An 18,023-nucleotide genomic window follows, 5' to 3' on the forward strand; every position below is an offset into this window, starting at 1 on the left:
TTTAGATGTTAGAGTTTGCCGAAGCCCAGTTTACCGACCGTGAAACACTTTTTGTTGAGGTGATTTTGCCTTTGGCTATCGCAAAAAACTATACCTACCGTGTGCCTTACGAAATGAACGATGCCGTTGCCGTGGGCAAAAGGGCAGTGGTTCAATTCGGCAAAAGCAAGCTTTATACAGCAATAATAGCGTCAATAGGCAAACTGGCGCCCGAAAAATACCAGGCGAAGTATGTTATAGAAATATTAGACGATCGTCCGGTTGTAACTGCTGAACAGTTGAAGTTTTGGTACTGGATGTCGGATTATTATATGTGCACGCTGGGCGAAGTGATGAACGCAGCCCTGCCGTCGGCATTAAAACTGGCCAGCGAAACAAAAATTGTACTGAACAAGGAGTTTGAAGTCGACCGCACCGAGCTGCATGATAAAGAGTATCTGATTGTGGAGGCGCTTGATATACAGCCCGAATTAACTGTAAGCGATATCGCAAAACTGCTGGGCCAAAAAACAGTGATGCCGATATTGAAATCGTTGTTTGAGAAAAACATTATCCATATTTCTGAAGAAGTAAGCGAACGATACAAGCCGCGTACCCGGAGCTTTATCACTTTGAACCCGGTTTATCAAAATCAGGACAATTTGAGAGACTTATTCGGCATTTTAGAGAAACGCGCACCCAAACAGGCTGATGCGCTACTGGCTTATATCAAACTTGCCCGTCATCAAAAAAGCATAACAAAAAACGAACTGATTGAAGAAAGCGGGGCGGGAGCAGCCAGTATTAAATCGCTGGAGGAGAAGGAAGTTTTTTTTATAGAAGAGAAAAATGTAAGCCGCCTGTTTTTCGAAGAAAACGAGGTTTATAGTAACTTCGAGTTGAGCGAACAGCAAAACACTGCCTTTATTGAAGTTAAAGAACAATTTAAGCAGATGGATGTGGTGCTGCTGCATGGGGTAACCTCATCGGGTAAAACGCAGATATACATCAGGCTGATTGAGGAAATGATAAACTCGGGCCGCCAGGTGTTGTATTTATTGCCGGAGATAGCACTGACTACCCACATTATTGAACGACTGCGGGTTTACTTTGGGGCCAGCATCGGTATTTATCATTCCCGGTTTAATGATAACGAGCGGGTGGAGGTTTGGCAAAAGGTTATCAATGGCGAATACAAGGTACTGCTTGGTGCACGGTCGGCGGTGTTTTTGCCTTTTGTTGATTTGGGGCTGATAATTGTTGACGAAGAGCACGAAACGTCGTACAAGCAATTTGACCCGGCGCCGCGCTACAATGCCCGCGACGCGGCTATCTTTTTGGCCAATATGCACAAAGGCAAGGTGTTGCTGGGGTCCGCCACGCCATCGTTTGAAAGTTATTATAACGCCCGGATAAAAAAGTACGGCCTGGTTGAACTAACCGAAAGATATGGCGGCGTAAAGCTGCCCGAAATTGAGGTGGTAAGTATAGCGGTAGAAACCAAACAAAAGACCATACAATCGCACTTTACCAGCGTGTTAATGGCTGACATTAACGCCGCGCTCGAAAAAAAGGAGCAGGTTATCCTGTTTCAAAACCGCCGCGGATATGCGCCGTTGCTGATGTGTAAAATATGCGCCTATACACCTAAGTGCATCAACTGTGATGTTAGCCTTACCTACCATAAAAGCAGCGGCAAGCTGCATTGCCATTATTGCGGCTACAAGGACGATGCTCCTAATATTTGCCCGGCATGTGGTTCGACTCATTTGGAATACAAAGGTTTTGGCACCGAAAAAGTGGAGGACGAATTGCTGATGATTTTGCCTGAAGCGCGCATACAGCGTATGGATTTGGATACCACCCGCTCGCGTAACTCGCTACAAACCATATTGAATAACCTGGAGGAAAAAAAGATTGACATACTCGTGGGAACACAAATGGTGGCCAAGGGATTGGATTTTTCGGACGTTACAGTAATCGGTATCATCAACGCCGATAGCTTGCTGAAATTCCCGGACTATCGCGCAAACGAACGCAGCTACCAGATGCTGGCACAGGTGAGTGGCCGTGCCGGCCGCCGCGGCAAACAGGGCAAGGTTGTAATACAAACGTACGACCCAAGCCACCGCGTGATAAAGCAAGTAATTGAAAACGATTATAAAGATCTTTATTTTACCGAAATGGAAGAGCGCCGCAGTTTTAAATACCCGCCGTTTTACCGCATCATCAGCTTAGATATTAAGCATAAGGACCCTGAGATTGTAAATAACCAGGCCATTTACCTGGCCAACGAACTGCGCAAACAGTTCGATGATAGAGTGATAGGGCCTGAATCGCCGCTGGTGAGCCGGATACGGAACTACTACATAAAAACCATTATGCTTAAGTTTGAAAAGGATGCGGTATCCATTAACAAAGCAAAAACTATTGTCAGGGATGTGATAACCCAGTTTCAAACAACCAAACTAAGCAAGGGCAGCGTCGTTCAGCCAGACGTCGATCCGTATTGATGCAGGTATGAAAAAGGAACAGGTAAGCTATCGCAAGATATTTGATTCCGAAATTTTTGAAGGAGTGCTTACTTCCCATATTTACCCGTGGCATTTTCATGATAGCTACACGGTAATTATTATTGATTCAGGTGCCATGAAGTATGTTTTCCGGGACGACTCGGTTGTGGTTAAGGCAGGGCAGGTTTTTATTGTAAACGCTTTTACTGCCCACTACAACGGCGTGCTAAATCATATGGACTGTAGTTACCGGGTGATGTTTTTGCCTGTGCGGCTGTTTAATTTAAAAGAAGACGACAATCGTTTTACATATTTTGGTAAGTCGGTGAACGATAAGGCTTATAACTCCATAGGCGCATTATATGAAAAACTCAAAATGGTAGAGTTTGAAGCGGATTATCTAGTTGTTACTAAAAATATCGCCGATGAATTACTGACCGGCCTTGAGCATAAAACCGGAAGTCTGGTGATAAACGACAGAGTTGAAGCAGCCGTACTTTATATCCATCTGCATATCGATGAAAAGCTAACGATTGCCCAGTTAGCCGATGCTTGTAATATCAGCCATTTTCATTTTCAGCGGGTATTCAAATTAGCAACCGGGCTTACCGTGAACGCTTATATTCAGCAATGCAGGATGGAACACAGCCGCGAACTTTTGCGCGAAGGAATTAAACCGGTTACTACTTCGCTTGAGTCGGGCTTTTTCGACCACAGTCATTTTCATAAACAGTTTAAAAAGATGTATGCCTTAACCCCGGCGCATTTGGTTAAATAGCATTCTTTTACAAGATTTTCTTTTTCCGGCACGATACCTTTGTGTAAAGTATTTGATTTATGAGCGAACATAATTATAAGGCCACCATCACGTGGACGGGCAACGAAGGAAAAGGAACAGCAGGTTACCGTGAATACCAACGCAGTCATATTATTAATGTTGAAGGCAAACCGGAAATTCCCGCCTCGTCCGATCCATCTTTTCGCGGCGATAAAACCAGGTATAACCCCGAAGAATTGCTACTAGCCTCGGTTTCATCGTGCCACATGCTCTGGTACCTGCATTTGTGCAGTGTAAACGGGGTTATTGTAGTTGAATACATCGACCAGGCAACAGGTATAATGATTGAAGCCGCTGATGGCAGCGGGTATTTTAAAGAGGTGACGCTCTATCCTAAAGTTACCGTAAGCTATGAGTCGATGATTGAAAAGGCTAATGAATTACATCATGAAGCTAATAGGATGTGTTTTATTGCTAACTCGGTAAATTTCCCGATACTGCATAGTCCGATAACACGATTTAAGGATTAAAAGATTTACAGGATTAGTTGAAACACGATAATTTTCTTAGTTTTCGCGATATCTTTTAAACCTTATTAATGACAAACGATACCAACGAATTGACCCACAAAATTATCGGGTGTGCAATGAAAGTGCACAATGTACTCGGAAGTGGTTTCCTGGAAGTTATTTACCAAAAAGCTCTGGCAATCGAAATGAGAAAGGCAGGATTACCTTTCGAACAGGAAAGGGAATTCTCTATTTTTTATGATGGTGAATTGATTGGCTCAAGGAGGGTTGACTTTTTTGTCGCTAATGTGTTGATGCTGGAATTAAAAGCTCGTCCACAAGTGGAAAATATACATAAAAATCAAGCCATAAACTACCTTGAAGTGCATGGCATAGCCGACGGCCTGCTTATAAATTTCGGCGGGCCAAGCTTAGAATTTAAAAGAGTCTACAATAAAAAGCTCGTGACACCAAGTGAAAACCCGATTGTGTAAAGAAAATAAATCTGAAAATAAACCAATTATAAACCCTGCATCCTGTAAATCCTAAAAATCCTTAAATCGTGTTAACTTAGCGTCGAAATGGCCTACAAGTATATCGACAATTATCGCGAGAAAGGTGCCCGCAAAAAGCTGGTTGAAGAATTAAAGAAAAAAGGGATTGATGATGAAAACGTGCTGCAGGCAATCGGTAACGTTAAACGCCATTATTTTTTCGACGAAACTTTCTGGAACCAGGCCTACAAGGATATCGCCTTCCCGATAGGCGAGGGGCAAACCATCTCACAACCTTATACCGTTGCCTACCAAAGCCAGCTATTGCATATAAATAAGGGCGACAAAGTGCTTGAGATTGGTACCGGCAGCGGCTATCAAACTTGTGTGCTGTTAGAACTTGGCGCTAAAGTTTATACTATAGAGCGACAGGAAAAATTGTACAATCATACCAGGCAGGTATTGCCGCACATCGGTTACAACGCAAACTTTTTTGTGGGCGATGGCTCCATTGGTATTGCTAAACATGCGCCTTACGATAAAATAATCGTCACGGCCGGCGCACCAACCGTTCCCGACGTGTTGTTAAAACAATTAAATATCGGCGGGATATTGGTAATTCCCGTTGGCGATGAAAAATCGCAGAAAATGGTTACCGTGTTAAAAGTTGCCGAACATGATTATGAAAAGATTGTGCTGGATACCTTCAGGTTTGTGCCGCTGGTAGGGGATAAGGCCTGGTAGAGAAATTTCGGATTTCGGATGTCCGATATCGGATTTAGCAATTTAAACGAGGCCTATTTCAACAGCCTAAATGGACAATTTTACATTAAATAATTCCGACATCGAACATCCGAAATCCGAAATCACCTTTTCATCGCCCTATCCATCTCCACTTTAGTATCTCGTTCTTTCAGTGTCTCGCGCTTATCAAATGTTTTTTTACCCTGGGCCAGGCCGATTTCTAATTTGGCAAAGCCCCGGTCGCTGATGAAGAGGGCAAGTGGCACTATGGTCAGGCCTTTTTCTTTGCCACGGGTTTGGAGTTTTTTGAGCTCTTTTTTGTTGAGGAGTAAAATACGGTCGCGTTTGGCTTCGTGGTTGTAGAACGAGCCGAAACTGTATTCGGCAATGTGCAGGTTGCGCACAAATAGTTGGTTATCTATAAAAGTGCAAAAAGCATCGTTGATGTTCGCTTTGCCATCGCGGATAGATTTAATTTCGGTGCCAAGTAACTTTATACCCGCGGTGTATTTGTCAAGTATGTGGTACTCAAAATAGGCTTTTTTATTCTTTATGTAGATATCCTGATTCATCACTGCAAATATGCAAATTATTTCAATGATGAAACTTTGGGCGGTTTAACAACCAGCACAGGTACATTAACCTTATGTCGCACCGAATTTACCGTTGTGCCGAAAATTAAGTCTTTTAAGGCCTTATGTCCATGTGAACCCATTACTATAAAATCAACTTTATTATTATTGACGAATTTGGCTATTTCGCTGGCTGCGCTGCCGAAGCCGATATGTGGTTTGGCATGGTAGCCAAGGTCGGCTAGAGTTTTAATGTATATCTCCAGGTTATCCAAATCGCTTTGGGTTTCGTGGTCCATCACCTGGCCGCCGTAATAGCGGGCGCCAGCTGTCTCAACAACGTGTATCAGCGTATATTGCGCTCTTTTTCCGCCCTGCATTATCGCATTGCGGATGCATTCGGTATCATTATTGGAGAAATCGATGGTGACTGCTATGTTGTGATAAACAATGGGTGCCAGATCGGTAATTTTAGACGCCAGTCCGTGAGGTACGCTCGAAGGCTCGTCGTTGTGTTTGTACAATATCGGTCTAAAGAATACATACAGCAACAACAGGCCTATCCCTATTACCAATGGTGTTACCAAAGCATATATCCAAACTGCCGCTGACGGGAAATCACCTATCCAGTCACCAATTTGGTCGACTACTAATTTTGCGTTTAATGCTACTATCAAAATGGCGCTTGCCCAGGCCAACACTTTTACTTTCAGGCTGATGGCAAATTTGCCCATCCGCTTACGGTTTGACGTAAAGTGAATCAGCGGGATAACAGCAAAACCCAATTGCAAACTCAATACCACCTGACTTAAAATTATCAGGCTGCCCAGGCCACTTTCGCCAAAATAGACAATGGTGAATACTGCCGGCACAATAGCCAGCACGCGGGTTAACAAACGGCGCAACCATGGTTCAATACGCAGATTGATATGGCCTTCCATAATTATCTGCCCGGCAAGCGTGCCGGTTATGGTTGAACTTTGACCTGATGCGATCAGCGCAATGGCAAACAGGGTGGGTGCAATCTTTCCGAAAATGTGTTCGAGCAATTTGTACGCATCCTGTATCTCGGCAACTTTAAAGTAGCCGTTCTTAAAAAATGCAGCCGACGCCAATATTAATATAGCAGCATTTACAAAAAATGCGAGGTTAAGGGCGATAACAGTATCAAATAGGTTGAATTTGATAGAAGATTTAATACCGGCGTCAGTCCTGTTTATTTGCCGTGTTTGCACCAGTGACGAGTGCAAATAAAGGTTGTGCGGCATAACCGTAGCACCAATTATCCCTATGGCGATGTATAACATGCTTTGGCTGATTTTATCGCCTTTAAACAGGTTGGTTGGGATAAAGCCTTTTGCAATACCTGCAACATCGGGCCCCACAATAAACATTTCAACCAAAAAGGCAGCGCCGATTATAAATATCATCGACATGATAAACACTTCCAGCTTGCGCATGCCCTTGTTCATCAAAAACAGCATCAACACGGTATCGGTGATAGTTAATGATACACCCCAAAGCAGCGGTAGATGGAACAGCAATTGCAAGCCGATGGCCATACCGATAATTTCCGCCAGATCGCAGGCGATGATGGCTACCTGTGCCAGAATGTATAAACAGAAATTTACAAACCTTGGATAGGCATTTTTTGAAGCCTGTGCCAAATCAAGTCCGCGCACTATGCCCAGCCGCGCACTTAACGATTGCAGCAGCAAGGCGATAAGGTTTGACGCAAATAACACCCAGATTAATTTATATCCAAAGGCGCTGCCGCCGGCTATATCGGTTGCCCAGTTGCCAGGATCCATATAACCTACACTTACCAGGTAGGCAGGCCCTAAAAATGCCAGCACCCTTTTCCACCCGATTTTGCTCTCCGGGTTTATAGAACTGTGTACGTTAGCTAACGAATGGCCGTCGTTATTACTCATAAGGTTATCAATAAATTGTTAGCTACTTCACGGCTTATTTGTACCGTTTTGTTTTCCATTTGTAACACCATCGAGCGGTCGAATTCAATAATATCAGTTACACAAATTTGTTTTCCTATAGTTAACCCCTGTTTTTCCAGGTATTGCAAAAAGGCAGGGGAATGGTCGCGGACCCCGCAAATCACCCCGCCAGCATTAACATCAATTGCCGAAACTGGTTTTAAATCGTGCGTTTTAAATTTGCCATCGCAATCTGGAATCGGGTCGCCATGCGGGTCGTATTTGGGAAAACCCATAAATTTATCCAGCCGGTCTATCAATTCATTTGACGAGATGTGCTCCATCTCTTCGGCCATTTCGTGCACTTCATCCCACTTAAAGTTTAATTTCTCTACCAAAAAGAATTCCCATAGCCGGTGCTTGCGGATAATGTTGATGGCAATTTTCTCGCCAGCAGCCGTAAGCGTAACACCCTGGTAAGGCGTATAGTTAATCAATTCCTTTTCGGCAAGCTTTTTAAGCATATCCGTTACTGACGATGCCTTGGTATTCAGCAACGCCGCCATCTGGTTTGTACTTACACTTTCGGCATTGAGCGACAGGTGATAAATGGATTTAAGGTAGTTCTCCTCGGCTAAAGTATTCATTTATACAAATCTAATAAAAAATTTAGACAAACCTAAATATTTTATTAAAAAAGAATTTATTTCGGTTAAAGCTGTTTTTTTAAGAATTTTATTTTGTGAATTAACTAAAATTATATATTTGCATGTAATATGGGTACCGAATTAGATAAAACAGATCTGCAAATATTAAAGATATTGCAGGCAAACGGAAGGATAACCAACCTGCAATTGTCAAACGAGATAGGGCTGTCGCCCGCGCCAACTTTGGAGCGTGTGCGTAAGCTTGAGAATGCCGAATATATAAAGAGTTACCATGCATTGGTTGACGAGGAGAAGCTGGGCCTGGGCATTAAAACCTTTATCCAGATATCGCTTGATTTCCACCAGAAAAACACCATCCAAACCTTTTTGGACGAGATACAAACTATAAAAGAAATCACCGAGTGTCACCATGTAACCGGTCAGTGCGACTTTTTATTGAAGGTTTATGTGCGCGATATAAAATCGTACGAGCAACTCATTATGGAAAAAATAAGCCGCATTACAGTGGTAAAAACATTCCAAACCATGATGATTATGTCGACCAGTAAAAAGGAGCCAATAGTGCCGCTGGAGTATTAGCCCCCCCGGCCCCCTAAAGGGGGAGCACAAATCGAGAGATTGTCAATAACGTTCCCCCTTTAGGGGGCTAGGGGGCCACCTGCCAGTCAATCGGCGCCTTCCCCTCTTTTTCCAATATAGCATTCACTTTTGAAAACGGTTTCGATCCAAAAAAACCGCCGTAGGCCGAAAGCGGCGATGGGTGCACAGATTTTATGATATGATGTTTTTGGGTATCAATTAACTGTGCTTTAGCCTGGGCGTAGCTGCCCCATAAAATAAACACCAATCCTTCTTTTTCGTCGGATAGCTTTTTGATAACCGTATCCGTAAAGTTTTCCCAGCCTTTTTTTTGATGCGAGCCGGCGGTGTTGGCCCTAACAGTTAGCGTGGCGTTGAGCAGCAGTACTCCTTGTTTGGCCCAGCCGGTTAAATCGCCGTGGTTGGGGACTTTAAAGCCGGGGATATCTGTTTCAAGTTCCTTGTAAATGTTTCGCAATGACGGTGGCGGCACAATACCTTTTTGTACCGAAAATGATAAGCCATGCGCCTGGTGTTCGCCGTGATAGGGGTCTTGTCCTAAAATAACAACTTTAACTGCATCGGGCGGAGTGGTGTTAAAAGCGTTAAAAATATCAGCGTTTTTTGGGTAAGTTCTATAACCGGCATCCCGCTCTCTTTGCAGGAATTTTTTAAGTTCGGCCATGTAGGGCTTGTCAAATTCATCGTGTAAAAGGTTAAGCCAGCCGGGCTCAAGATTTGCTGCCATAAATATTAATATAGATGTTGCTTAAGCGTACAAATTAACGGATATTTGCGTGCTAATTTATAGTTTACAAAATAAGATGTCGAACATAGTAAGGTTAATTATTGCCTGCGGGATAATGGGTGCTGCCATAGCACTGTGTGTTTTTGGTTTTTGGGGATGGGGAATATTGGTGTTGTTTTTAGGTGGATTTGTGCTGCTTAGCTACTTTTTTAACGAAAACATGATTATTGCGCAATGGTTTTTGCGTAAAGAGAAATCAGAAAAAGCTGAAGAGTGGTTATTGAAAGTTACAGATTACGAAAAACAGCTGAATAAAAAGCAATGGGGTTATTATAATTTGCTGATCGGCTTAATCGAGTCGCGCAAGGCGCCTTTAAAATCTGAAAAATATTTTAAGAAGTCGTTGTCGCTGGGTATGAAAATGTCGCACAATACCGCACTGGCCAAATTGAGCCTGGCAGGCATTGCTATGGCAAAACGCAATAAGCCTGAGGCAAAACGCTACCTTGAAGAAGCAGCAAAGGATGACAAGAACAAGTTGCTTGCCGATCAGATAAAGATGATGAAAGCCCAAATGGGCCAAATGGATAAACAGGTAGTAAGAGGCGGATATCGCCAATTTTAATAATAAGGCTAAGGAATAAAAAAATATTTAAAAACGCCCCGAAACTTCGGGGCGTTTTTATTTTTCTTCAATCGAGCTGAAATAATCAGGTTCGGATGAATGATTTTGATTGGCGGCATAGTGCCTGTCGGGAGTACCATAGCTGTGTTCCTCAGTTGGGTTAGCTACTTCAACCATTTTTAAAAGACTGCGGATAAACGACAGGTTAAAGTTACTCCTGTTTAGTTTTATCAGGTATTCGTGTTCGGTTATTTCTAATATTGAGTTAGTCATTTTTTTACGGATTATTTTGCATGATAAAAGTAATCAACATAATAAATGCCAAAGTTCTATTTAAATTATCCTTTTATTAAAGAATTGTTAATAATCAATATTAACTTAAGGTTATTAAGTTTAAGTTTTATAATAATTTATTAAAAATACTCCTTTTTGGAATGCTGTTTTTACCCCGCCGTTATAGCTCTTTAATATAATTTTGCCGGAAATGGATGATCTTTTGTACTATTCTGTTTTTTGAGACGGTGGTATTAATTGTTCCGTTCGCGCCCTGGTTGGTGATAATGTCAGGGTAAAGTGCTGACACTAGTTTGTCAGTACTTTTCGCATTTTTTATTGTAGCAGGTATAGTAAAAATCGCGTCTACGTTGCGCAAACATGCTTTTTAGCAATCGGGGGCGACTATTTGCTGTTCCACCCTGTTCCTTATGTTCCACTGTGAACAGCAACATTTCTATTCTTTCTATAATCGTTATATTTACCTGCCCAATGTCCCTGTAATTTATTTTTATGAAATTTTTAGCTATTGTTTTTACGGCTTTGTTTGCCGCTACTGCCTGTTATGCGCAGTTATCGACCTCCAAATTATTTGGCAACCACATGGTGTTGCAGCGCAATCATAACATCCCGGTTTGGGGCCATAGTGATAAAAAAGCACGGGTTACGGTTATCATGAATGGCCAGATGGTTGCGGCGAAGGCCGATGATAACGGCGACTGGAGTGTGACCCTTCCACCCATGAAGGAAGGAGGGCCTTACGTAATGAACGTGGCGTCCGGTAAAGAACTAATCTCATATTCCGATGTAATGCTGGGTGAGGTCTGGCTTTGTTCAGGCCAATCAAATATGGAGTTCCAGTTAAAGAATGCATACGGTTACAAAGCCGAACAAAAGGTGGCAGATAAAATGCCTGTCCGCCAGTTTCACGTGCAGGATAAAGTAAGTTTAACGCCTGAAAAGGAAGTTGCAGGCGGCGAATGGGTATTGGCATCGGCAAATACTGTTGGCGATTTTACCGCTGTGGGGTATTTTTATGCGAAACAATTAGCGCAAAACCTGCATGTGACCATAGGGCTTATCAACAGCAGTTGGGGTGGCACCGAGGCCGAGGATTGGATAAGCCGTGAAACTATGGCCGCTTCACCAGAGTTTACGGCGATTGTGCCAAACCTGCCGCATAATGCAGACGAATTGAAACTTCGCGCCGATAAGCAATTAAAGGCCTGGGCCTATCATAACAGCCCGGTCGTAAATTACACGCCAGTTGAACTTGCAGGTGAACCCGCCAACTTTTTTGACAACTGGCAGCATGGCTATGTACCCGGCGCCTGGGAATGGAACGGCAAACTATATTCCTATCGTGGGCGAGGTTTTATGCAGCGTACACTGGGGTTAGATAGTTCTTATTCGTCGGTTAGCTCGACACTGTCGCTTGGGCAAACAGATGCCGATATGGCGGTTTATGTAAATGGGAAGTTATTAAATAAAGACGCCACACCCGGTAATACCCAATTTACCGTACCAGCCGGCACATGGAAAGGCGGACTGAATAGCCTGGTGATAAATTTGCAATCCGCTCAGAAAAATCCATCCTGGTTTGGGATAGGACTAAACGGGACCGGCGCTAATGATCTGAACATCCGTTTTGCAGATACCTCAGTTAATTTGGCCGACGGCAACTGGCATGTAATGCCTGATTTAGGTAAACCTTATCATTTTGATTTTCTGCCAAATAACAGTGCGTTCTCGCTGTACAATTCCATGATTAACCCCTTGATTCCTTATGCAATTGCCGGTGTAATCTGGTACCAGGGCGAATCAAACGCCGACAGGGCCTATCAATACCGCACGGTTTTCCCGATGCTGATTAATGATTGGCGCGCTAAATGGAAAGAATCGCTGCCATTTTTGTTCGTGCAGATTTCGGCTTTCGGCACCTCGCAAAGCAGTAATTTCGGCAGTAATTGGGCTGAACTGCGCGAGGCGCAAAATATGGCATTGCAGTTGCCAAATACGGGTGTTGCCATTACCACCGATATCGGCGATGCATTTAATATCCACCCGAAAGATAAAGCAGATGTTGGTTACCGCCTGGCGGCTACAGCGCTAACACAGGTTTATCATCAACAAGGCTTTTTTCAAAGCCCGCTGTTTACATCAGCTGATTTCAGCAATGGCTATGCAATGGTGAATTTCAACCACGCTGAAAATGGTTTAATGGCAAAAGATATTTACGGCTATGTAAAAGGCTTTGAACTTGCCGGCGCCGACCACAAATTTTATTATGCCCAGGCAGTTATAACCGATAAAAACAAAGTAAAAGTATGGTGCAGTGCTGTACCCAACCCGGTTGCCGTACGCTATGGCTGGACAAATGCTCCCCTTGACGCTAATTTATTCAGTATACAAGGTTTCCCGGTGAGCCCGTTTCGGTCGGATAGTTGGGATGGGATTACGGTTGGACATAAGTTTGAGTAAACAAAAACGTCATGCGAAACAATTTCCGCATGACGTTTTTTGTAGAGACGTAATATTTTGCGTCTCCCGCGTGATTAGTATTCGTTTTATGCAAACCAAGCCATTACCAATTCTTTCGATGGCATAGCAATATCCAGCTTCAATTTTTTACGCATCCCGCCAAGGTCGTTATATAGTTTATTGGGATTTGTTGCTTTTAAATCTTCTAAGGTATTAATGCCCATTTTATTCAGCACAGGCACCCAGTCGGCGGGTACGCCAATGTGAATAAAGTCATCGGCAGTAACAGTTTTTGCTTTTTTCTCAGGGCGCATTTGCGGGAAGAATAAAACTTCCTGGATGGTGCTCTGATTAGTCATCAACATAACCAAACGGTCGATTCCGATACCCAGGCCCGATGTAGGCGGCATGCCATATTCAAGCGCGCGCAAAAAGTCATCATCCATCGCCATAGCTTCATCATCACCACGACCGGCCAAAACCAGCTGCTCTTCCAGGCGCTCGCGCTGGTCGATCGCATCGTTTAACTCCGAATACGCGTTGGCAATTTCCTTACCGTTTACAAACAGCTCAAAACGCTCAACCAATCCTGGTTTGCTGCGGTGCTTTTTAGCAAGCGGCGTCATTTCGATCGGGTAGTCGGTAATATAAGTTGGCTGTATCAGATTGTGCTCTACTTTTGCGCTAAATATCTCATCAACCAGCTTGCCTTTACCCATGGTATCGTTTACTTCGATGCCAAGTTCTTTGCAGGTTTCGCGTAAACCGGCTTCGTCCATGCCCGATACGTCAATCCCGGTATATTTTAGGATCGAATCATACATCGATAATTTCTCATACGGACCCGCAAAGTTTATTTCGTTAGCGCCAACCGGCACAACCGGGATTCCGGTAACCGTACGGGCAACTATCTCCAAACATTCTTCAACCATGGCCATCATCCAGTTATAGTCCTTGTAGGCCACGTATATTTCCATGCTGGTAAATTCAGGGTTATGGGTACGGTCCATGCCCTCGTTACGGAACATTTTACCAAACTCATAAACACCGTCGAAACCGGCAACAATCAATCGCTTTAAATATAATTCGTTGGCAATGCGCAAATACAGAGGCATATCCAGCGTGTTATGGTGCGTATTAAACGGCCGTGCCGCTGCGCCGCCGTGCACAGGCTGTAATATTGGAGTTTCCACTTCCATCCAGCCTTGTTTGTTAAAGTACTCGCGCATGCTGCTGATTACTTTTGAGCGCTTTAAAAATATCTGCTTGTACTCCGGGTTAACGGTCAAATCCACGTAACGCATCCTGTAGCGTAACTCGGGGTCGGTAAAGGCATCATGAATTTGGCCATCCTCCTCGCGTTTAACCACAGGTAGTGGTTTTAATGACTTTGAAAGCAAAGTCAATTCCTGTACATGTACCGATATTTCGCCGGTTTGGGTCAGGAACACAAAACCCTTTACACCAACGTAATCGCCGATATCCATCAGCTTTTTAAACACGGTATTGTAAAGCGTTTTATCCTCGCCAGGGCAAATATCATCGCGTTTTAAATATATCTGCATCCTGCCGGTTGAATCCTGCAACTCGGCAAACGATGCGCTGCCCATAATGCGGCGCGTCATGATACGGCCGGCAAGGGTCACCTTTTTATAATGGTCGGGGAAACGGTTGAAATTGTCGGTAATATCCTGCGCAAAAGCAGTAACCTTATACTCTTCAGCAGGGTACGGGTTTATACCAAGCGCGCGCAGTTGCTGTAACGATTCGCGGCGTAAAATTTCCTGTTCGGATAGGGCAGTGCTCATATTTTTAATAAAGGTGCAAAAATAGCGTTTTTGAGGCGAAAGGAGAAGGAAGATGTGAGATTTGAAACGTGAGATTTGAGATTAGCGAAATTTGACTTGCAGTTTAGATTTGCCAACTTTTTTAAAGTTGTCAAATCTTCCATACCAACATATCTTTGCCTTTATGAATTTAAAAGTAATAGCCTTTGATGCCGATGATACGCTTTGGGTAAATGAACCCTATTTCAGGCATACGGAGGAGCAGTTTTACGAATTGCTGGGCGGGTTTGCATCGCAGCACGAACTGGAGCGCGAGTTACTTAAAACCGAGATTGAAAACCTTACTTTTTATGGGTATGGTATAAAAGGTTTTGTACTGTCGATGATTGAAACTGCACTGCGGGTTACCAATAACACCATCACCAGCGAAATTGTTGGGCAGATATTGGAGTTGGGTAAACAAATGCTTAACCAACCCATCGAGCTGCTCGAGGGTGTTGAGGATGTGCTTAAAGCTTTAAAGGGGAAATACAGGTTGGTAGTGGCTACCAAAGGCGATCTGCTCGACCAGGAGCGCAAGCTAAAAAAATCGGGTTTGTCGCATTATTTTCACCATATCGAAATCATGTCGGAAAAAGACGATGCCAACTACCTGAAACTCATTCGCCACCTTGATATTAAACCCGGTGAACTGATGATGGTGGGCAACTCATTAAAAAGCGACATTTTACCGGTGCTGAATGTTGGCGGTTACGGCGTGCATGTGCCTTATCATATTACCTGGGCGCACGAGCAAATTGAGCATAGCATTGAGGACGAAAAGTTTAAAAGTGTTGTTAGCATTAAAGATATTCTTGAATTTTTATAGCCGATGAGTCAACTAACCGAAACAGCGATTACTACGTACTCATTACAGGAAACCAGCGTGGATGCTAATGGTTTGTTCAAGATAATTGATATGAACGGGCAATACCCGCAGCAGTTCGGGTTGTTTTTAAGCCCGCATCGCAAGGACTTTTATTTTATGGCGCTGGTGAGGCAAGGCAGCAGCAGGCATTGGATTGACATGGTGCCTTACACTTTAAAGCCAGACAGCTTTTATTTTACACTACCGCACCAAATTCATTTGAAAGAAAAATCCGTGCCGTCTGTCGGTAAAATTTTATGTTTTACGGATGAGTTTTTGGCGATGGAGGAAAATGCTTCACTGAAGCAACTGCCGATCATCAAAAACCAGCATAACGGGCACGAACTTACGCTAACTGCGGAAAACATCGCGTTTATTGAGGACGTGATGAACAAAATGCAGGCTGAATACGAACAAAAAAAGAATTGGCTTAATGGCATGCTGTTGGGCTATTTGCGTGTATTATTGATTTATTTGAGCCGGTTATATAACGAACAGTTTAAAAACGAAGAACCATCGGCCGACCGAATGCTGTTGAAGAACTTCAGGCAACTGATTGATGAACAATATGCCGAATTGCACGATGTAGCCGCTTATGCCGATCAGCTTAATATTTCTGCAGGCCACCTGGGCGAGGTTATAAAACAACAAAGCGGCAAAACTGCTATCGAACTTATTCACGAGCGGGTGGTGCTTGAGGCGCAAAGGCTGTTATTTCATACCGACCTGTCGATAAAGGAAATTGCCTGGCAGCTTGGTTTTGAGGATGCATCTTATTTTAACCGCTTCTTTAAAAGGCTTATTGCCGAAACCCCTATGCAATACCGCAGGCAAAACCGCGAAATGTACCATTAATGCCTGCCTTAGTGAAGTTTTAGAAAACCGCCTGGCCGTACTTTTGTCGTATTCAAAACAAAATGAAACTATGAAAAAAGTATTGATAACCGGCGCCAATAAAAGTATTGGCTTCGAAACCGCAAAACAGCTATTAGCTTTAGATTATTATGTTTATTTGGGTAGCCGCGATTTGTAAAAAGGCGAAGCTGCGGCAAAGCAACTGCAGTCGACCAATGTAAAGGCAATACAGATTGATATTAGCAACTCTCAGTCGATAGCCGAAGCGCGGAAAAATATCGGTGAGTTGGACGTGCTGATAAATAACGCAGGCATCAGCGGCGGCTTTCCGCAGGATACTCACTCAACTTCTATCGCAACCATACGCCAAGTTTTTGACACCAATTTTTTCGGGACTATACAGGTTACACAGGCTTTTATTGATTTGCTTAGGAAATCGCCTGAACCGCGGATTGTAAATGTAACTTCGGGCCTGGCGTCGTTGACCTTGCATAACGATCCGTCGTGGCAATACTATAAGGTAAAGGGAGCGGCGTACGGTCCTTCGAAAACGGCATTAAACGCTTATACTGTTGTGCTAGCTTACGAGTTAAAGGATACCGCTTTTAAAGTGAATGTGGTAGACCCCGGTTATACTGCAACAGACTTTAATCACCATAGCGGCCCCCGGAATGTAACTGATGCAGCAGCAGATGTAGTAAAATTTGCCGTCCTGGATGCCGACGGGCCAAGCGGTATGTTTTATAGTGTGGATAATAATCCTGAAACAGGTGTTAGCCCCTGGTAAATTACATCCGCCCTGCGGTAAGCAAAAGCGATACACAGTTAATTATACAATGCAACGCATACCCCCACCAAAAACCATTTTTAAAACGGATAAACGTTATTGCCCAGCCCATTAAAAGCTGCGGCAATACGTATATGGGGTAAATCCATATCAGCGGCCATTGAATGGGTATGTAATTGCCAATGTGCATTAAGCCAAATAAGCACATGGATAGGATAATTAACTGCTTACGGAAGCGGTGATCGCTAATGGAGAGGCCTGCCGGCACAAACAACATACCAGCCGTATAAATCAATACGCATGTGCTCAGCTGCAAGGCTAGGTTTAAACCTTTAATTTGAGTGAGATTATGAAAAATAGCGCCTGTAAATAAAAATACAGCAACCGAGCAAGCCAGCGCAATATGCCGTTTTTTTAAGGATAATGGGAGCCGGAAAACAACTTCTTCCAACAAGGGGCCGATGAGGCCGATGTAAACCACAGCCCGCCAATAACCCATTTTTTGAAAGAAATGTTTCATGCCGTCACGCCCTGCATTGCTAATCGTTTTTGCATGTAGTGTATGCACAACAAAATGGTCAGCAAGTACAATAAGTGGTGCGACTAAAAATAATGCGAGGAAAAGCAGACCATATGTTTTAAGTAAAGTAGCGATCCTCACGCCAAATGATTCCCGTCCCAACGATGGAAAGTTGGGATATTCGCTTACTCTAAAAATTTGTTCGAGCACGTTAATTTGATAATGCGGTGATTTGAAGATTAAAAAAGATGTATATAACGACTGAAATAG

Annotated in this window: 17 protein-coding genes and 1 pseudogene; 11 read left to right on the forward strand and 7 right to left on the reverse strand. The window is 43.5% G+C overall.

Going from position 1 to position 18,023, the window contains the following annotated elements:
* Nucleotides 1-5 precede the first annotated feature (5 nt).
* The 5 genes from priA to Q0R52_RS18965 all read left to right on the forward strand — a co-directional run bounded on the left by priA (nt 6) and on the right by Q0R52_RS18965 (nt 5,017).
* On the forward strand, nt 6-2,492 hold the full coding sequence (gene priA / locus Q0R52_RS18945; RefSeq protein ID WP_295797047.1) for a primosomal protein N': 2,487 nt from the start codon (nt 6-8) through the stop codon (nt 2,490-2,492).
* A 7-nt stretch (nt 2,493-2,499) separates the two neighbouring features.
* The gene (locus Q0R52_RS18950) at nt 2,500-3,270 is read left to right on the forward strand and encodes an AraC family transcriptional regulator (protein WP_295797049.1); all 771 of its coding nucleotides are present in this window, start codon (nt 2,500-2,502) and stop codon (nt 3,268-3,270) included.
* A 59-nt stretch (nt 3,271-3,329) separates the two neighbouring features.
* A complete protein-coding gene (locus Q0R52_RS18955; RefSeq protein ID WP_295797050.1) occupies nt 3,330-3,800 on the forward strand; it encodes an OsmC family protein in 471 nt (156 codons plus the stop codon).
* A gap of 68 nt (nt 3,801-3,868) precedes the next feature.
* A complete protein-coding gene (locus Q0R52_RS18960; protein WP_295797052.1) occupies nt 3,869-4,273 on the forward strand; it encodes a GxxExxY protein in 405 nt (134 codons plus the stop codon).
* A gap of 87 nt (nt 4,274-4,360) precedes the next feature.
* Nucleotides 4,361-5,017, forward strand: a complete 657-nt coding sequence (locus Q0R52_RS18965; protein WP_295797053.1) for a protein-L-isoaspartate(D-aspartate) O-methyltransferase — start codon at nt 4,361-4,363, stop codon at nt 5,015-5,017.
* A gap of 122 nt (nt 5,018-5,139) precedes the next feature.
* Here Q0R52_RS18965 and smpB read toward each other — a convergent pair whose 3' ends face one another.
* The 3 genes from smpB to Q0R52_RS18980 are packed head-to-tail and all read right to left on the reverse strand — an operon-like array spanning nt 5,140 to nt 8,170.
* A complete protein-coding gene (smpB, locus tag Q0R52_RS18970; protein WP_295797054.1) occupies nt 5,140-5,589 on the reverse strand; it encodes an SsrA-binding protein SmpB in 450 nt (149 codons plus the stop codon).
* 17 nt (nt 5,590-5,606) lie between these two features.
* Nucleotides 5,607-7,523 carry an Nramp family divalent metal transporter gene (locus tag Q0R52_RS18975; RefSeq protein WP_295797056.1) on the reverse strand — a complete coding sequence of 639 codons (1,917 nt, stop codon included), beginning with the start codon at nt 7,521-7,523 and terminating at the stop codon, nt 5,607-5,609.
* Nucleotides 7,520-8,170 carry a metal-dependent transcriptional regulator gene (locus Q0R52_RS18980; RefSeq protein ID WP_295797057.1) on the reverse strand — a complete coding sequence of 217 codons (651 nt, stop codon included), beginning with the start codon at nt 8,168-8,170 and terminating at the stop codon, nt 7,520-7,522. The genes Q0R52_RS18975 and Q0R52_RS18980 overlap by 4 nt, the downstream gene beginning before the upstream one ends.
* Before the next feature lie 129 nt (nt 8,171-8,299).
* Here Q0R52_RS18980 and Q0R52_RS18985 point away from each other — a divergent pair, with 129 nt between their 5' ends.
* Entirely contained in the window at nt 8,300-8,770 is a 471-nt protein-coding gene (locus Q0R52_RS18985; protein ID WP_252789463.1) for an Lrp/AsnC family transcriptional regulator, read from the forward strand.
* 67 nt (nt 8,771-8,837) lie between these two features.
* Here the strand turns inward: Q0R52_RS18985 and ung are convergent, their stop codons facing one another.
* Nucleotides 8,838-9,518, reverse strand: coding sequence for a uracil-DNA glycosylase (gene ung / locus Q0R52_RS18990; RefSeq protein WP_295797059.1), 681 nt, complete (start codon nt 9,516-9,518; stop codon nt 8,838-8,840).
* Nucleotides 9,519-9,594: 76 nt separating this feature from the next.
* Between ung and Q0R52_RS18995 the strand changes: the two genes are divergently transcribed.
* Nucleotides 9,595-10,143, forward strand: coding sequence for a DUF2892 domain-containing protein (locus tag Q0R52_RS18995; RefSeq protein ID WP_295797061.1), 549 nt, complete (start codon nt 9,595-9,597; stop codon nt 10,141-10,143).
* A 57-nt stretch (nt 10,144-10,200) separates the two neighbouring features.
* On the opposite strand, the gene Q0R52_RS19000 is transcribed toward Q0R52_RS18995, so the two are convergent.
* A complete protein-coding gene (locus tag Q0R52_RS19000; RefSeq protein WP_295797062.1) occupies nt 10,201-10,416 on the reverse strand; it encodes a hypothetical protein in 216 nt (71 codons plus the stop codon).
* Nucleotides 10,417-10,929: 513 nt separating this feature from the next.
* Between Q0R52_RS19000 and Q0R52_RS19005 the strand changes: the two genes are divergently transcribed.
* Nucleotides 10,930-12,897: a sialate O-acetylesterase gene (locus Q0R52_RS19005; protein ID WP_295797064.1), complete on the forward strand. Its 1,968-nt coding sequence runs from the start codon at nt 10,930-10,932 to the stop codon at nt 12,895-12,897.
* Nucleotides 12,898-12,983: 86 nt separating this feature from the next.
* On the opposite strand, the gene lysS is transcribed toward Q0R52_RS19005, so the two are convergent.
* On the reverse strand, nt 12,984-14,705 hold the full coding sequence (gene lysS, locus Q0R52_RS19010; RefSeq protein ID WP_295797065.1) for a lysine--tRNA ligase: 1,722 nt from the start codon (nt 14,703-14,705) through the stop codon (nt 12,984-12,986).
* Between the two features lie 163 nt (nt 14,706-14,868).
* Between lysS and Q0R52_RS19015 the strand changes: the two genes are divergently transcribed.
* The 3 genes and pseudogenes from Q0R52_RS19015 to Q0R52_RS19025 all read left to right on the forward strand — a co-directional run.
* The gene (locus tag Q0R52_RS19015) at nt 14,869-15,552 is read left to right on the forward strand and encodes an HAD family hydrolase (RefSeq protein WP_295797066.1); all 684 of its coding nucleotides are present in this window, start codon (nt 14,869-14,871) and stop codon (nt 15,550-15,552) included.
* Nucleotides 15,553-15,555: 3 nt separating this feature from the next.
* Nucleotides 15,556-16,446: an AraC family transcriptional regulator gene (locus Q0R52_RS19020; RefSeq protein ID WP_295797068.1), complete on the forward strand. Its 891-nt coding sequence runs from the start codon at nt 15,556-15,558 to the stop codon at nt 16,444-16,446.
* A 193-nt stretch (nt 16,447-16,639) separates the two neighbouring features.
* Nucleotides 16,640-17,233: pseudogene (locus tag Q0R52_RS19025) on the forward strand (SDR family NAD(P)-dependent oxidoreductase); the annotation flags it as partial.
* Between the two features lies 1 nt (nt 17,234).
* Here the strand turns inward: Q0R52_RS19025 and Q0R52_RS19030 are convergent.
* Complete coding sequence (locus tag Q0R52_RS19030) at nt 17,235-17,963, reverse strand: CPBP family glutamic-type intramembrane protease (protein ID WP_295797069.1); 729 nt, start codon at nt 17,961-17,963, stop codon at nt 17,235-17,237.
* Nucleotides 17,964-18,023: the final 60 nt, after the last annotated feature.

This window comes from Mucilaginibacter sp., from assembly GCF_025359345.1.
Lineage (GTDB): Bacteria > Bacteroidota > Bacteroidia > Sphingobacteriales > Sphingobacteriaceae > Mucilaginibacter.

Bases quoted from the DNA above. Each gene is read 5' to 3' on its own strand.
- Q0R52_RS19015 (WP_295797066.1), top strand. From the start codon at position 14,869: ATGAATTTAAAAGTAATAGCCTTTGATGCCGATGATACGCTTTGGGTA.
- Q0R52_RS18985 (WP_252789463.1), top strand. From the start codon at position 8,300: ATGGGTACCGAATTAGATAAAACAGATCTGCAAATATTAAAGATATTG.
- Q0R52_RS18975 (WP_295797056.1), bottom strand. From the start codon at position 7,523: ATGAGTAATAACGACGGCCATTCGTTAGCTAACGTACACAGTTCTATA.
- Q0R52_RS18995 (WP_295797061.1), top strand. From the start codon at position 9,595: ATGTCGAACATAGTAAGGTTAATTATTGCCTGCGGGATAATGGGTGCT.
- ung (WP_295797059.1), bottom strand. From the start codon at position 9,518: ATGGCAGCAAATCTTGAGCCCGGCTGGCTTAACCTTTTACACGATGAA.
- Q0R52_RS18955 (WP_295797050.1), top strand. From the start codon at position 3,330: ATGAGCGAACATAATTATAAGGCCACCATCACGTGGACGGGCAACGAA.
- lysS (WP_295797065.1), bottom strand. From the start codon at position 14,705: ATGAGCACTGCCCTATCCGAACAGGAAATTTTACGCCGCGAATCGTTA.
- priA (WP_295797047.1), top strand. From the start codon at position 6: ATGTTAGAGTTTGCCGAAGCCCAGTTTACCGACCGTGAAACACTTTTT.
- Q0R52_RS18980 (WP_295797057.1), bottom strand. From the start codon at position 8,170: ATGAATACTTTAGCCGAGGAGAACTACCTTAAATCCATTTATCACCTG.
- Q0R52_RS18950 (WP_295797049.1), top strand. From the start codon at position 2,500: ATGAAAAAGGAACAGGTAAGCTATCGCAAGATATTTGATTCCGAAATT.
- Q0R52_RS19005 (WP_295797064.1), top strand. From the start codon at position 10,930: ATGAAATTTTTAGCTATTGTTTTTACGGCTTTGTTTGCCGCTACTGCC.
- Q0R52_RS18960 (WP_295797052.1), top strand. From the start codon at position 3,869: ATGACAAACGATACCAACGAATTGACCCACAAAATTATCGGGTGTGCA.
- Q0R52_RS19020 (WP_295797068.1), top strand. From the start codon at position 15,556: ATGAGTCAACTAACCGAAACAGCGATTACTACGTACTCATTACAGGAA.
- smpB (WP_295797054.1), bottom strand. From the start codon at position 5,589: ATGAATCAGGATATCTACATAAAGAATAAAAAAGCCTATTTTGAGTAC.
- Q0R52_RS19000 (WP_295797062.1), bottom strand. From the start codon at position 10,416: ATGACTAACTCAATATTAGAAATAACCGAACACGAATACCTGATAAAA.
- Q0R52_RS18965 (WP_295797053.1), top strand. From the start codon at position 4,361: ATGGCCTACAAGTATATCGACAATTATCGCGAGAAAGGTGCCCGCAAA.